This is a genomic window from Nocardioides sp. 503 (assembly GCF_004522095.1).
Classification (GTDB): Bacteria; Actinomycetota; Actinomycetes; order Propionibacteriales; family Nocardioidaceae; genus Nocardioides.
Map to the genome: position 1 here is coordinate 74456 of NZ_SPUI01000006.1, position 15128 is coordinate 89583.

Genomic DNA, 15128 nt, shown 5'->3' on the forward strand with positions numbered 1-15128 from the left:
TCGTGTCCCTCTGCGCGACTCACGGCCACTCCACCTCGTCGAAGCGCAGCCCGCTGTCGCCCTCGCCGTGGCCGGTGAGCTTGTGGCGACCTCGCCACAGGTGCCGGCTGCCGCCCTGCCAGCGAGCGTGCTGCCAGGTCCGCACCACCTGGACACCGGAGCGCGGGACCTCCTCCTCGTGGAGCCAGGAGCCGACCGAGGGCAGCAAGCCGCCCCGCGGCTCGGGGCTCGCGGGCACGCCGTCGACGAGGCGCGTGATGGGCGCCAGGCGCAGTCGGACCGACTCCAGGTCGGCCAGCTGCTCGGGGAGCAGCGGGAACCAGTGGTCAGGGACCTCGGAGTCGACACGGTACGTCGGTCGCGTGATCTCGGGGATGGCTTGGGTCTCGCGTGCCGCCCACGCGGCGAACCGGTCCAGTGGCTTGCCGTGGTCGTCCTCGATCACCCCCTCCACCGCCCACGCGACGTTGGCCATCTCGTCGCGCAGCAGCATCACCACGTCGGTGGGCCGGCTCTCGAGCGAGTGGGGGACTGCGGGGGCGAGCAGGAACCACGGGCTGGTGGGGCGCTCCTGGTCCGGCTCCAGAGGAGCGTCCGCCTGCGTGAGGGAGAAGAGGTTCCACCCGTCCTGGTCGGCCGCGACGGCCGACAGCTCCGTCGTACCGCCGAAGACGTCACGGACGACGAACCGCGTGACCCGGGACAGCGTCCCCACGGGGAGTCGCAGGGGGACGACGAACCAGTCGTTGCCGTAGACCGTCGCGTACCCGCTGAGCATCAGCCGTCCCAGGTCGATGGGCGCCGCGTCGACCGCTCCCGGGTCGAAGCGCGCGTCCTCCATCTCCCACAGGCGTGGGGCCGGCATGCCTCCGAAGCGTGCCGGCGACGGCAGGGCGGACTCGCGGACCGTGATCGGCGCCTGGGTGGCGGCGCCGTCGGCGACACCGACCGCATCGAAGGAGGACCAGTCGAGGCGACCGCCGACGTACTCGTCGGCGTGGAGCTCCACCTCCGGAAGCGTGCTGGCGCGTACGGCGAAGCGGTGCTCGAAGCGGTGCTCGTCCCACGCGTCGTCCGGCGCCACGAGCGGACTGGCCCGTCGCGACCACCAGGTCAGCCAGTCGGTGGCGAGCTGCTCGAGCTCGGTGGGGGTGGCGGTGACCTCGCCGTGCTCGCGCAGCGCGGTCAGCTCCGCCTCGCGCTGGTCCTCGGTCGTCAAGGCCGCCAGGCTGTCCGCGAGTCGCGACCCGTCGGGGACCCGCGTCCGCAACGCTGCGTCGGCGGCGCTCGCGAGGGCGTGGTCGGGGAAGCCACAGCGTCCGACGTACGCCGCCAGGTCGTCGGCCCTGCCCGCGCTGGCCAGTGCTCGCCGCCAGCGGACGCCGCCGTCGAAGCGCAGCCGGGGCGGGACGCCTGCCTCGTGCTCCTCCACCATGCGCTCCAGCGGTGCCGCTCCCAGGTCGAGTCCCAGCCACTCCTCGCGTGCGGCGGGCCGCCACTCGTCCAGCGGGTGGGCGTCGACGTCGACCTCGACCCACGCCGGCGACGGCTGGTTCTCGTGCCGGAACTCCCCGAACTGCCACTGGCGCCCGAGCAACCACAGCGGGTCGTGCAGGCGCGAGGCCAACCCCTCCTCGATGCCCGGACCGCGGGACGACATCTCGTAGCGGCCCATCACACGCCCTCGTAGGGGATCGGCAGCACGGTCCCGAGCTCAGGCAGGTCCACCAGGTCCAGCGTGCGGACCCGGGCGAGCCGCAGCGTCTCCTCCACACACCCGTGGAGGTCCTCGACGCACCAGCCCCGCGCGGGGTCCGGAGGCACGGCGATCAGCAGCGACTGAGGAGCGCGCGCGCCCGGCCGGTCGTAGTCGAACGCCACCCCGACGGTCTCCTCCGGACCGTGCTCGCCGGGAGGCCGTGGTGCGACCTCGGTCCAGGAGTCGACCACCAGACCCCGGTCGGTCGTGCTCACCCCATCGGACTGGAGGACCAGCGCGAGCTTCGACGAGGGGTCCCCGGCCGGGGCGGAGTCGGCGAACCAGGGAGACCGCGTGCCGTCCTCCGCGGCCGGCTGGACCACGTGGAAGGTGGGAGAAGGGCTCGCAGCGAGGAGCTCGCCGGCCACGAGCGCGTCCTGCCAGGTCTCCACCGCCGGCCGGACCGAGGCCATGTCGCGCAGCCAGTCGAGCACCGCGTCGGGGGCGGGAGCGGGTTCGGGTCCGGCCGGTAGCTCGGCCGTGAGTCTCGGCGTCAGTCGGACGGCGGGGTGCAGCAACCGCGAGGCCCGGTCCTGGATCGCCGCGAGCCACGAGTCCGCGGCATCGGTGGTGGGATCGGGGACCGGTGGCGGCTCGTCGAGGGGCACCGCGGCCAGCACGGCCCGGGTCCGGTCCACCGCGTCGGTGGCGTCCCGGGGTCCGGTGGTCACCCCGAGGGTGGCGAGCCTCTCCACCGCGGCGGTCGTGGTGGTGGCGTCCTCGGACGACAGGTCGTGCGCTGCGGCGCGGAGCTCGGCGAGCCAGGGCCGCACCCTGCTGTCCAGCTCGGACAGGTCGTAGCCGCCCGCCGCGCTCGCCGCCCCCGGCCGGAGGTGCACCACGCTCAGGGGAGTGGCCGAGGCCAGGGTCGCGCGGAGGCGGTCGAGCAGGAGCGCGAGCTCGTCGAGCCTCGCAGGGTCGGCGGGACCCTGCGCGAGGAGCTCCGCCTTCAGGGTCGCGGGCGGCGCCACCAGCAGGTCGAGGGCGCAGGGGCTCGTCTGCTCGCCCGTCGGGACACCCCACTGCTCAGCAGGCCCGAGCCGCGCACGCAGCCAGGCCTCGACGCCGGGCTCCAGTTTGACGAGCGGGCGGTCGTCGGACCATCCGGGAGCGAGGGCGTCGGGGAGCAGGACACCGACGTGGTGGGTGAGGGCGACCCCGCTGCGGGGCGTGCTCAGCACGTCGTACTCCGCCGGCAGCTCGTGCCCGCGGCCCGCGGCGTCGGCCGCCAGCCCTGCTCGCAGGGGGCTGCCGCCGACGAGCTGGTGGACGCTCTCGGCGAGCAGGAGGTCGCCGACCGCGTCGAACGTCTCGTCCAGCTCGGCGATCGCGCGCAGGAGGACGGCGGCGTTGCCCGCCACGTCCGCGGCGGCCGCGGCCGCCAGCGCGGCGGGATCCTGCGCCAGCCGGGGGCGGTCCCGGCGCAGGGCCTGGCCGTCGACGACGTTGCGCGCCCCGATCGCGATCCTCGCCTCCGACCCGTCCGGTGCGTCGGGCGCCACGAGCGGGGCGAGGGGGTAGGCGCGCCGGAAGCCTGCGACGTACTGGTCGAGTCGGGCGTCGTGCAGGGCGCGCTCGAGCTGGTAGCCGAGCAGGGCGCCCACCGTCTGGCCGGCGCGGATGCCCTCGACCATCGCCGTCGCGCGCCGGGCACGGGTCGACTGGATGTCCACGGCGAACGCGCCCCGGTCGGAGTGCGCCTGCCAGCCGGAGCGCAGGACGGCGGCGGTGGTGGCGTGGTGGAGCGACGGCGTGACGACGTAGCCCTCGCGGCTGGGACGGGGATCGAACGGCTCCACGTCGGTGAGCCAGCCGTAGGCACCGGTGCGGACCCCCCGCGGGGCCGTCTCGCGGAGCCCGGTCAGACGACGGGACGCGAGCGAGGTGACCCACGCGTCGACGCGGTGCGAGAGCGGCTCGAGGGTCTCGCGGAACAGCCGTTCGAGCCGGACGAGGTCGGCCACGGCCTCGTCCTCGAGGTCCACGTAGCCGACGAAGAGCCTGCGGAGGGGCTCCGCGGCGGCGACCGCCCGGTCGACGGCGTCCGGGAGCGCGGGCCCGGAGGCCAGCCGGTGGTACAGCGCGTTGTGGACGCCGGCCGCGTGCGTGTAGAACACGCTCTGGGTCGGCGGCTGCCGCAGCTGCCACATCGTCGCGGCGATGGGCTCGTACAGGGCCGTGAGCTCGTCGGGCACCGGCGGCTGGTGCGTGGCTCGCATGCGGCTGAGCGCCTCGTCGAAGAGGACGAGCAGCTGGGCCAGCGGGCGGGCGTCGAGGAAGGCCCGCAGCTCGGCCGGCATCGTGTCCGGGAAGGCCTCGATCCACTCCGGCTCGCGAGGAGGGCCGCCGGGGTCCGCGCGCTCGACGGGCTCCTGCCACGGAAGGGCCACGGACACCGGGACCGAGCCCACCGCCGCCGTGCGGGGGTCGGTCTTGGAGACGAAGTGGGGCCAGCCCGCGATCCGCCGAGGGCTCCCCTCGCGGCTGAGGAGGTCGAGCAGCACGGCATCCTGGTCCGCGCCCTCCCCGACCTGGAGAGCGCGGTCGACCTGCGCGACGAAGGCCGACTCGAACGACGAGACGTGGGGCGGGATCGCGTCCGTGGGCGAGTCCGCGACCCACAGGTCCGAGCTGCTGACCGGCAGGACGCCGTACGGCTGGCGCCCGATCCGCACCAACGGCAGGGGACCGCGACCACGGACGTGGTCGGCGAAGTGGGTCGAGGCCGCCTCGTACCACGGCGCCGCGGTCGGTCCGGTCGTGCGGTCGATCTCGTCGGCCGGCGCCCAGACACGTGACCAGGCGAAGGTGTCGGCCTGGAGCCGGTGCAGCGCGCGGAGCAGCTCCGCGTCGGACTCGGCGGGGTCCGCGGCGCCGGCGAGGGTGCCGCTCCCGTCGATGCCGAGGGCGCGCGCGAGCCGCGCGGAGTCCTGCTCGCCGGTCGGGTCGAAGGCGGCTCGGCGCCGGTCGGCGGTGTCGGGGTCGAGCGGCGCTCCCCGCGAGCGCCAGGCGCTCCGGGTGGACGGGGTGTTGTTCGTGGGGGTCCGCACCGGGAGCAGGGCGACTCCGCTGGTGTGGGCGTGGGCGGCCAGGGCGGCCTCGACCCGGGCGGCGCCGGTGGCCGCGTCCTGGTCGCTGACGCCGACGACCGTGAGCAGGTCGAAGTGGTCGTCGGCCGCTGCCAACGGCACCGACACCGCCATTCCGACCTCGACGGCCTCGGCGAAGTCGACCAGCCACCGGCTCGCGGGGTCGAGCAGGCCGTCGTCGCCGGCAGCACCGGGCGACGGCGCGATGCCGAGGGCCAGGCGGTCGGGGATCTCGCCGCCGGAGTGCCGCCACGTCAGGGCGCCGTCGCGGTAGGCGGAGAACTCGAACCGGTCGGGCAGCAGCACCGTGGTGGCGGCCCGGGTCCAGGCGTCGCTGCGGTCCGCGACCTCGGGGAACGACGGGTCGGTGGGGTCGGCGCCGGTCGGGGTCGACACCGTCCTCACCCACGACGCGCGCTCGCCGCCGGTCGCGCCGACCAAGGCCTGCCACGCGGCACCGCGGCGTGTCGGGTCGTCGGCCGCGGCTCCTACCGCGCGCCAGTAGGCGACCCCCGCGGCCCGCTCGCGCTCGGTGAGCCCCTCTTCGTGGCTGTCCACGTGGACGTCATCGGGGTAGACCCGGATGCGCAGCACGGGGCTGCCGTCGTCCTCGGCGCCGAAGACGGCCTCGACCCGGACGGGGAGCAGCAGGACCGGGTCGCCGTTCGCGCTGGGGAACAGGGGCGCCTGGGCGGCCAGCCCGACGTACGTCGCGCCCGCCGCGTCGTACGCCGCCTGGGCGTCCGAGACCGCCTCGGTCCCTGCCGCCAAGGCGGCCTTGGCGGCCTCGAGTCGGTCGAAGGCCTCCCGGTTGCCCGGCACGTCCGGGTCGATGACGCGCAGGCTGCCGTCGGGCTCGCGCCACACGGCCGTCGCCATCTCGGCGGTGCGCAGCGCCCGCAACGCGGACTCGAGGGCGGCGCGGGCGACCGACACGGCCAGGCGGGCGTCGGCGAGCTCGCTCATCAGGCGGTCCCCGGGGCGCCGAGCAGGACGTCTGCCTGCATCGCCACCCGGAACGGGCGCTGGAGCGAGATCCGGGCGATGTCGGCGGCGTCACGGTCCCAGGACGCCCCGTCCGCAGACGGGGGTGCCGGGGGGCCGAAGGGCACTCCGCCGACCGCGTGCCCCCGCACCACCGGCACGAACGGTCCCGTCCCACCGCCGTCGCCCGGTGGCCACACGGCCTGGTTCCAGCTGTCCAGGACGGCGGGTGGGTCCGTGGCCACGTCGAAGCCGAAGCGCACGCGGAAGCTGTTCTCGGCGAACACGAAGAACCAGCCCGGTGCCTGCGTCGACGCGGGCGCCAGGAGCTCGGCCTCCGGCACGTCGAACGCGTAGGCGTTGGTCTGCGCGTCGACGCTGATGACGAAGAGCGGCAGGCGGACCGGTTGCGTCGCACTGGGCCGGAACCGTCCCCGGTCGTCCGGCGGATCGGACGGGACGGCGGTGACGATCATGCTGGGGTAGCGACGCACGACGTCTCCGCGGACGAGCAGCACCGCCAGCGACTCGTCGAGCAGCAGCCGGTCACCCAGGGCCCGGTCGTCGGTCCACGTCGCGATCGGTTCGATGTCCGGGGACCCGTCGGGCCGGGGCCAGAAGCGCGTGAACGGAGTGCCGCGCTGGTCGGTGGGGTACTCCCGCCACAGCAGCTCCCGCATCAGCTCGTGGTTGAGGCCCACGAGGTAGGACTCGATGAAGGCGGAGTTCTGGCGCAGCAGCGCCACCTTGTTGCCCGGCAGGGCGCCCAACCCGGGGAGGAACCACTCGGGGTCGGACTCGAGCAGCGCGAGCCCGGCCGGGACCGGGAAGGAGGGGCACGTCATGACCGGCTCGTCCTGCGCGGCGGACATCGCGTCCGGGAGGGTGGTGCGCGCCCCGAGCCGGCGCCAGTGGCTGTCGCCAGGGCGGAGCGCCTCGGTGACGCGGTCCGCGACCTGGTCCCCGGGGATCGCCACCCCCTGGGAGCTGATCGTCCCGAACCCGCCCGTCTCCACCATGGTGGACAGCACCGCGCCCGTCATCTCGGTGACGGTGGTGAGCTCCGGAGCGATCATCTCGCTCAACGCGACCGCGCGGCCGGCCGCGGCCAGCGTCGTCACCTCGGCCGACAGGCCGCCGAGCTCGTGGATCCGGGCGTCGAGGTCGGCCGCGCCCGGGGGATCGGCGAGCGAGGCCACGGTCGCCATCGCCGTGATCATCATGAGCTGGTCGGCCGCGGCGCCGGCGACGACGCTGGCGACGGCGGCCGGGTCGAGCATGGGGGTCGTGGGCACGAGGTGCGCACCCATCGGCGGAGCCACCTCGCCGACCAGGCCGCGGGGGATGACCCCGGACACGGAGACGCCGCTGCGGCGGGCGAGCTTGCCGGCCGGTCGCACCCGCCGGCGGAACGCCGCGCTCACGACGCCGTCGGACAGCCGGCTGACGCGCATCTCCAGCGACAGCGTGGTGGTGTCGCTCGTGCGGGTCCGGGCCTGCGCAGGCGCCGTGAAGGCGAGGGTCTCTCCCGGGGTCAGCGGGGAGACGTGGCGCTCGTGGATCCGCTGCGCGACCTCGGTGGTCAGCTCGACCACGCTGCGCAGGCGGTTGGCCTCGCGGATCGCCCCGACCTGCTGCCAGGCCCTCTGCATCAGGTCCTCCTGGTGGTCCCGGACGTAGGACGCACCCAGCCCGGCCGCGATCCGCCGGGCCACGCCCAGGTTGAGCTGGGCCACCCACGGCGGCCCGTCGCCCACCCGCTGCTGCAGCACGTGGCGAGCGCCGTACAACGGCGGCGAGAGCGTGGCGGGCTCGCCCTCGGTGACGCCCTCGACCCGCTGGGCGGGCGCATCCAGGTGCCGGGCCAGCCGCGCGTCTAGGTCGGCGAGCACCCCCGCCGTCGCCGCCGACTCGGGCGCGGGCGGGTCGCTGAAGGGTCGCAGCGCGCCTTCGACGCCGACCATCTGGGCGTCGTCGGCCACGGGCCCGTCTCCCGGCCAGGGCTGGCGCACGTCCACGGGCCGCGTCGAGGAGACCCGCAGCATCGCCGGGTCGGCCGGGCCGAGCCGGCCGACGAGGTCCTCGAAGTCGCCCAGCGGGCCGGTGGTGAAGGTCCAGTGGTGGTAGACGGGCAGTCGCACGGAGCCGGCGGCGGTGACCTGCCAGGCCGGCTCGTGCACTCCTCCCTCGGGGTGTGTCATGCCGAGCCCGACGTCCCGCCCGGACGCGAACGCAGGGACCAGGCACGCGCGGTAGGAGACGCCGGCGTCCAGGTGGCGCGGGCACAGCAGCCGAGCCACGGCCGCGGCCGGTGCGGACGCGCCGGCCGGCAGCTGCCGGTCCCCGAGGGTGCGTTGGACGTGGGCCCAGGCCCACGAGTCCCGCAGGTCGGGGAGCTGGTCGATGGGGGCCTCGACGGCCGGGAGAGGGGCGCCCTCGACGAGCGGGGCCGACCCGGCCTCGAGCACGACGAGCACCAGCCACGGGCGGAGCCGACCGGCTGTCGGCCGCGCCGGGGTCAGGAGCCACGGCAGCTCGGCCGGCGTCACCTCGACCGAGGCGAGGTAGTTGGGCTCGACGTCGCAGGCCCCCGGGGGCGGCTCGGAGCGCGTGACCGCGCCCGCGGGCAGCCCGGCGACGTCGCCGGGGCCGAGGAGCCGCTGGTCGGGGCCGCGGACGATGTCGGTCTCCTGGCCGGGTCCGAGCAGGGTGACGCCCGGGGAGAACGTCGGCGGTGGCAGGTCGCCGAAGGTCTCCGCGGCGCTGATGGCCTCGCCGAGCGGGCCCTGCAGGTACGACGCGAAGCTCAGGTCTCCCACGCCGTCAGAGCTCCCAGGTCTCGACGGCCATCTGGACGTCGTCCCCGGCGAGGACCGTCTGAGCGACCTCGAAGAGGCTGCCCGCCGTCGCGTCACCGGGCGTCATCGACCAGCTGGAGGCGACCCCCGCAAGAGGCAGCGGATCGACGACGACCTCCTGACCGGACGGCCACCAGTCGGGGTCGGTGAACGAGGTGGCGGTGAGGACCCTCTCGGCCATGGCCACCTCGGTCAGCAACCCGAGGCTCCAGGTCAGGGGACTCGGTAGGTCGTGGCTGATCACCCGTTCCTCCCACTGGAGGTCGGCGGGACGCTGCTCGGCCCCGGCCGCCGGCGCCGGGGACAGCTCCATCCCCGACCGGAGCGAGAGGAACGGCTCCCCGCCCAGGGCGGCGTCGTCGGTGGCCGTGGGCACGAACAGGGCGGGCGCGAACTCGGTGCGGATCTCCTGCACCTGGTGGGCCGGCTCGCCGGGCCCGAGCTCGCCCGCGACGAGGTCCCAGCGTTGAGGGGGGCACGGCGCCCCGGCGTACCGGACGATCTCGATGCCGAGGGGAAGCACCTCCTGACGGACCGAGACGGCGCCGTAGGGGTCGAGGACCGTGGCCTTCTCGAGCGCGTGGAGGGCCGCGGCCGTCAGGGTCAGCCCCGGCGGGGAGGTCCCTCGAGAGCGCCACGCCTCGGGCCGTCCGAGGGCGGCGCGGAGGTCGCGACCCACGTCCGGCTCGGTCAGCGCGGGCGCGGGGGACCCCCAGCCGATCTCGAAGTCGAAGGAGACCTCGAAGAAGAACAGGTCGATGGATCCGCGACCGCGCGCGAGGTACGGCGCGGGTCCCTCCAGGTGCAGGGCGAGGGAGATCCCCATCAGGGTCTCGCCGAAGACGCGCAGGGAGATGGCACCCGACATGTCCGCGAGGAACCGGAACGGCTCGAACTGCGCCAGGGCGTCGAAGGCGAGGAACCCCCGGAGACCGCACTCAGCCACCTCGGCCGCGATCTCGAGCCGAGCTCCGAGCTGGAGCGTGTTGGACGTCAGCGCGAAGTAGTTCTCGCACCGCATCCCCAGCCACGGCACCGGGCACAGGTCCATGCCCATCCGCTGCAGCGGCGGGACCCCGCGCGGGACCGGGAAGGCGGGGTGGAAGCCGCCGGCGCTGAGGATGAAGACGGGTTCCGAGCCCCCGCGCACGAGCAGCAGCAGGTCGCCGGTCAGCGGGCAGCCGACGAGGTGCGAGCCGGTCAGGCTGGCGACGAACGTCACGCTGGGCTCGGCGGGCTCGATGAGTCCCGCGAAGGTCGCCTGGAGGAGCACGAGGGGTGCCGCCGGGTCCGGGAGGGCGACGACGAGCTTGCCGAGGATCGTGAGGCGGACCTGGCGCGAGGACTCGAGGAGCACCGCGACGGACAGCGACACGAGCCGTCCACCCCATCCGATCTGGAACATCGGTCCGACCACGACCGAGCCCCGTGCGGCGGGGAAGATCGCCGGAAGCGACCCGAGCGTCGACGCTCCGGCGCCGGTGGGGTCGGCGGGGAAGAGCAGCTGCGCAGCGCTGCCGTCGGTGACGGCGCTGACCAAGGCGTCGCGGTCGACCCGACGGTTGACGCCGATGACGCCGCCCACACCGGTGATGGCGAAGCCGAACCCCACCTGGACGCCGGGAGGGGGGAACGTCGCCCCGAGGATGACGAGGAACGAGAGGGGTGCGCCGGCGCGGGCGGGTGCGAGGACGCCGAAGGCGCTGGCAGACATGGGTGGTATCCGCACGGCCAGTGCGCCGACGAGGTCGTCGCCCACCTTGGCGAGGGTGCCCGAACCGGAGACCGCCGGCAGATCGAGGGTGACCGAGACGCCGTCGGGCACCTCCGGAAGGACGTCCCGAGGGTCGGGAAGCACGGGCGTGCCGAGCCTCAGCTGGAGCGGCAGCCGCACCCCGAGCCCGTCGAGGTCGACCTCGATCGGCACCCCGGGCAACGACGCGCGCAGCGACGTGGCGAAGGACAGGTCGAGCCGGGGCGTCTCCGTGCCGGCCACGCCGGCCGCCAGCTGCAGGGCTCGACCGTCGCTGCCGCTCAGCCGCGTGCTGAGGGAGGGACTCCCGTGCAGCGCGATCCCGTCCGCTGCGGTCAGCTCGAGGTCGAGGTCGACGGGGAAGGTCAGGTCGACCGGCACCAGGCCCTTCAGGAAGCCCGGCACCAGCACGACCTCTCCGCCCGAGAGCGTCGCCCGCAGCTCGCGGGTGATGGTCGCGCCGTCGGTGGAGGCGAGCGCCGCGGTGAGCGCCAGGGATCCGAGCTGGACGAAGGGTCCGCCCTCCGGCCCGAGCGCGGCACCGGCCGGACGGGTGAGCGCGACCTCGAGCCGGGTGCCTGCCGCGAGGCGCTGCGCCGCCGGTGGTCCGTCGAGCGGCAGCGCGAGCTGGACCTCGTCGGGGGTGACGCCACCCACGCGCAGCGTGACGCCGGAGCCCGAGGTCAGGGGCGGGAGCTGGCCGCCACCCAGTCCGGATCCCAGCACCGACAGCTGGCGCCCCTCGGCCGGGACGAACGCGACCACGGCGACGGCGCCCGTGCCGGAGGTGACGACGAGGGCGATGCCGCGCGGTGCGTCGTCGGTGGTGGTCGACCTCCAGCCGTGCAGGCCGACCCGTGCGGGCGGCTCCGCGGCGGAGATCCCGGACAGCGCGGACAGCACCGGGTGGTCGAGGGCGGGTGCCGTGAGGACACGACCGGCGAAGGGAGAGACGTCGAAGTCCGGGTCGACGGTGAGCCGCGTCAGGTCCGCGGCGGCCGACGAGACGGCCTCGTCCAGGGCGTCGATGACCGTGGTCCGAAGGAGGTCGAACAGCTGGCGTCCGAGACTGTCGCCCATGCCGCCCGCCCTCAGCCGAGGTCCGCGTGGAGCACTGCGGGTCTGCGCGTCCGGCCGGACCTCACCCCTCGGCCCCGACCACGTCGAACCCCATGCCGGCGAGGGCCCCTCCGAGCGCCGCGCGGGTCTGCGGTCCGACGATGCCGTCGGCAGCCAGCCCGTTTGCCGACTGGAACGCGGCCACGGCCGCGCGGGTCCTGGGCCCGTCGGCGCCGTCGATGGCTCCGGGATCGAAGCCCAGGGCGGCCAGGGCCTGCTGGACGCCGCGCGTGCTGCGCAGGTCGATCGACGACGACGAGGGTGGTGTCGGCGGAGCGGGCGGCGTACCCCCTCCTCCGGACGCTTGCGGTGGCCGTCCGGGCTCCTGGAAGAACGTGACGACGGAGCTCTGCTGGGACTGTCCCATCGAGAGGAAGAGCTGGTACAGGTCGACGCCCACCCGCTCCCCGTTGGCGGCATCGCCGAGGATCTCGGTGACGGCCATGTGTACGTGGCCGGGGATGCCGCCGAACTCGAAGACGCGCCCGATGACGTCGCCCCGGCTGAACGAGCTGCCGACCGCCAGCACCGCCGGCACGTCGGTCAGGTGGGTGTAGAAGCACCCCATCCGGTCACTCGGGTCCCGCGCGAAGATCTGGGCGCCGAAGACCTTGCCGCTGTCGGTGCCGGGGTCGTGCGGGTGATAGACCGACACGTGCCCGTCGAAGGACGCCCGCACCTCGGAGCCGCCTGGTGCGGCGAGGTCCATGCCGAACTGGATGAACCAGTCCGGTGAGTTGTGCCCGCCCTGGCCGGGCCCGCCGAGACCCCCCGTGAACTCGGGCCCGAGAGGGCTCTGGAGCTCGATGTCGAACGCTGTCATCTCCGCGTCTCCTTCTGGTTGCGTCAGATCCCGAGCACCGTGAAGCCGGCCTCGTCGAGCCTCGCGCCCAAGGTGGCGAGCATGGTGAGGTCGGTGCTGGACCCGGTGGGGGACAGGCCGTTGGCCTCCTCGAAGCTCCGCACGCCGCCCTGGGTGGAGGGTCCGTCGGCTCCGTCCTGGGCGCCCGGACGGAAGCCCAGCGCGATCAGGGCGCCCTGGATGCCGAAGACCGTCGAGACGTCCAAGGCGATCGACTCGATCGGCAGTCCCTCGCTCGCCACGCGGTCGGCCAGAAGGAAGTGGTCGCGGTCGAGGGCGTTGCGGATGACGATGGTGCCGACCCGTGGCCCGAAGGAGCACTCCTCGGCCGCCCCGACCCAGCTCTCCACCGCGACATGCTGCTGGAAGTTCGGGAACCGGAACGCCGGGCCGAGGGCCCAGCACATGCTGAGCGTCGCGAGCTGCGCGTTGGCGGGCCAGGCGGCGAAGTTCGTGAACTCCGGCCGACCGACCAGGAACTGCTCCATCTGGTCGAGCTTGCCGAGCACCAGTCGCTCGATCTCCGTCGAGGCGAGCCGGAGGTTCGTCAGGCTCTCGAACGCGCGATGCCCCGAGGCCGCGAGGTCGAGCCGGGCCTTGACGGCGTCCCAGGCGGCCGCCACCTCGTCCTCGCCGGCGTCGTGGTCGCCGGCGGTCCAGGTGACCTCGTTGGCGAGGCGCAGCGAGGTCGAGCGCTCGGCGTCCGAGGGCGGCGACATCTCCTGCGCCGTCTCGTCGATCTTGTTGCCGATCCCGGTGCTGACCCAGCCGCGGGCGTCGAGGTACATGAAGTCGACGACGCCCTCGAGGGGCGCGGAGAAGGTGATCCAGTAGTCACGGATCTGAGGGTGCATCGGTGTTCCTATCCCGAAATGAGCCCCTCAGGCAGGGTCTGCCGCTGCGTGGTCCCCGTCAAGCAAAATCTCCGGGCCGGCGATCTTCGGCGCCACTGCTCTAGACCACACGTCCGAGCCGGGTCCCGCGTCCTAGTGTCGAGGGCTATGCCGAACCTGAAGGCGTTCCGCTTCCGCTACGACCCGGTGCTGCAGGCCTGTCTCGACGGCACCCAGCAGCTCAAGGTGGTCAGCCAGACAGGCCCCTTCGAGACCGGACGTCATGTCCTGAAGATCCAGCGGGCGCTGCTCGACCAGGGCTTCGCGCTGCCCCAGCACGGAGCCGACAGCCAGTACGGCCCGGAGACCGCGACCGCAGTCAGCGAGTTCAAGACGCAACAGCAGCTCCTGCCCAACGACGGCGTCGTCGGGGTCAAGACCATGACCACCCTCGACGCGATCTTCGTCGACGAGGTGCCCTTCCCCACGCCCGTCCTGGGACCGGGGGAGATGACGCTCGACGACTTCGTGGAGGCGTTCCAGGCAGCAGAGGGCGCCAACCCGGGGGACAGTCCCGAGGAGTTCCTCACGCGGGTGCGGCAGCTCTACTACCCGGGCACCGACCCGGACGGGCTGACGTTTCGCGAGATCGCCTTCGACCGGCTCCTGCCCGACGCCCCTCGGCTGCTGCCCGACGGCTCACGCCGACTGCTCACACCCGCGGGCATGGACCCGGTCTTCTTCGGACGGCTGAGCATGCGGGCCCCGGAGAACCCCGTGCCGGGGCGACCGTTGGACAACCCGAGCCCCTACTTCTACGACGCCACTGCGACCCGGGTCGACCTCGGTCACCTGCTGCTGACGGTCGACGCGCTCCTCCACCCGCGTGCGGACACGCCGTACTCCGATTTCCCGGTGCCGGCGATCGATCCGGCGTCGTGGGTCGCGGACATCGGCATCGGTGCGGTGTGGGCGGAGCAGGACGGCGTTCCCGATGCTCCCCGGGTGCTCCCGCGGCTGCCCGACGGCCAGCCCGACCTGGACGGGTACTACCTGATGTCCGCGCCGGAGGCCGACCTCGTCGGCGACGTCGACGGCTTCAACCTCGTCACCTCCATGCTGGCCGGGAGCTCGATGTCCACCACCCTCGTGCGCTACTACGTCGACGGGGAGCAGCCGGCGCTCTTCCGGCAGAGGTGGCGGGCGTTCGCGAACACCGTGTTCGGCACGAGCGACCCGCTCGCGGACGACCTCATCGCCGCGGTCAGCACCTGGACCACGCGGGTGGACCGGTTCAACGACCTGTTCGCCGCGGGCTCGTTCGGCTCGCTCCTCAGCGTCCCGGACCCGCGGCAGTGGCGGCACAGCTCGGACTTCGTCGCCCGCTTCTTCCAGACCATCCTGGACCAGCTCGCGGTCGAGACCGACCGCTTCGACTGAGCCCGCCGTGACGGAGAGCCGCCCGAGGATGACAGAACCCGCAGCGGGGCGATGAGCCTCCGGCTGCGGGTTGTCGACGTGGGCGATACTGGGTTTGAACCAGTGACCTCTTCCGTGTCAGGGAAGCGCGCTACCACTGCGCCAATCGCCCTCTGTGAAGTTGTGGAGGTGGGTACGGGATTTGAACCCGTGTACACGGATTTGCAGTCCGTTGCCTCGCCTCTCGGCCAACCCACCGTGACGGCCAGGCCTCCAACGACCTACTCCGAGCGGACAACGAGACTCGAACTCGCGACCTCAACCTTGGCAAGGTTGCGCTCTACCAACTGAGCTATGTCCGCACGCTCATCTGCTCCCACCCGAGGGCCGGACCTGATGTGCGTGAGAACCGTACCCGATGGGTCGCGGCGGTCCCAAACCGGCCACGCCGA

7 protein-coding genes and 3 tRNA genes are annotated in these 15128 nt (G+C 73.8%); 1 reads left to right on the forward strand and 9 read right to left on the reverse strand.

The genetic code is table 11. The annotated features are described in order from the left end of the window. Window positions 1-19: 19 nt before the first annotated feature. The 6 genes from E4622_RS17840 to E4622_RS17865 form a co-directional block, all read right to left on the reverse strand. A complete protein-coding gene (locus E4622_RS17840) occupies window positions 20-1675 on the reverse strand; it encodes a hypothetical protein (protein WP_134741607.1) in 1656 nt (551 codons plus the stop codon). Beyond that, window positions 1675-5814, reverse strand: coding sequence for a hypothetical protein (locus tag E4622_RS17845; RefSeq protein WP_134741608.1), 4140 nt, complete (start codon window positions 5812-5814; stop codon window positions 1675-1677). Before E4622_RS17845 ends, E4622_RS17840 begins: the two co-directional genes overlap by 1 nt. Then, a complete protein-coding gene (locus tag E4622_RS17850) occupies window positions 5814-8651 on the reverse strand; it encodes a hypothetical protein (RefSeq protein ID WP_134741609.1) in 2838 nt (945 codons plus the stop codon). The genes E4622_RS17845 and E4622_RS17850 overlap by 1 nt, the downstream gene beginning before the upstream one ends. 4 nt (window positions 8652-8655) lie before the next feature. Further along, window positions 8656-11523 carry a DUF6603 domain-containing protein gene (locus E4622_RS17855; protein WP_134741610.1) on the reverse strand — a complete coding sequence of 956 codons (2868 nt, stop codon included), beginning with the start codon at window positions 11521-11523 and terminating at the stop codon, window positions 8656-8658. 61 nt (window positions 11524-11584) lie between these two features. Then, entirely contained in the window at window positions 11585-12385 is an 801-nt protein-coding gene (locus E4622_RS23370; protein WP_280633776.1) for a peptidoglycan-binding protein, read from the reverse strand. 23 nt (window positions 12386-12408) lie between these two features. Next, window positions 12409-13278: a peptidoglycan-binding domain-containing protein gene (locus E4622_RS17865; RefSeq protein WP_134741735.1), complete on the reverse strand. Its 870-nt coding sequence runs from the start codon at window positions 13276-13278 to the stop codon at window positions 12409-12411. Between the two features lie 147 nt (window positions 13279-13425). Between E4622_RS17865 and E4622_RS22900 the strand changes: the two genes are divergently transcribed. Then, entirely contained in the window at window positions 13426-14697 is a 1272-nt protein-coding gene (locus E4622_RS22900; protein WP_167736150.1) for a peptidoglycan-binding protein, read from the forward strand. 79 nt (window positions 14698-14776) lie between these two features. On the opposite strand, the gene E4622_RS17875 is transcribed toward E4622_RS22900, so the two are convergent. The 3 genes from E4622_RS17875 to E4622_RS17885 all read right to left on the reverse strand — a co-directional run bounded on the left by E4622_RS17875 (window position 14777) and on the right by E4622_RS17885 (window position 15038). Then, a tRNA-Val gene (locus E4622_RS17875) sits at window positions 14777-14848 on the reverse strand. 12 nt (window positions 14849-14860) lie between these two features. Further along, window positions 14861-14934 (reverse strand) — tRNA-Cys (locus E4622_RS17880). Between the two features lie 31 nt (window positions 14935-14965). After that, window positions 14966-15038, reverse strand: a tRNA-Gly gene (locus E4622_RS17885). Between the last annotated feature and the right edge of the window lie 90 nt (window positions 15039-15128).

What these genes read in the sequence shown, in the direction of transcription:
- E4622_RS17840 (WP_134741607.1), bottom strand. Translation starts at nt 1,675, where the DNA reads ATGGGCCGCTACGAGATGTCGTCCCGCGGTCCGGGCATCGAGGAGGGG.
- E4622_RS17845 (WP_134741608.1), bottom strand. Translation starts at nt 5,814, where the DNA reads ATGAGCGAGCTCGCCGACGCCCGCCTGGCCGTGTCGGTCGCCCGCGCC.
- E4622_RS17855 (WP_134741610.1), bottom strand. Translation starts at nt 11,523, where the DNA reads ATGGGCGACAGTCTCGGACGCCAGCTGTTCGACCTCCTTCGGACCACG.
- E4622_RS23370 (WP_280633776.1), bottom strand. Translation starts at nt 12,385, where the DNA reads ATGACAGCGTTCGACATCGAGCTCCAGAGCCCTCTCGGGCCCGAGTTC.
- E4622_RS17865 (WP_134741735.1), bottom strand. Translation starts at nt 13,278, where the DNA reads ATGCACCCTCAGATCCGTGACTACTGGATCACCTTCTCCGCGCCCCTC.
- E4622_RS22900 (WP_167736150.1), top strand. Translation starts at nt 13,426, where the DNA reads ATGCCGAACCTGAAGGCGTTCCGCTTCCGCTACGACCCGGTGCTGCAG.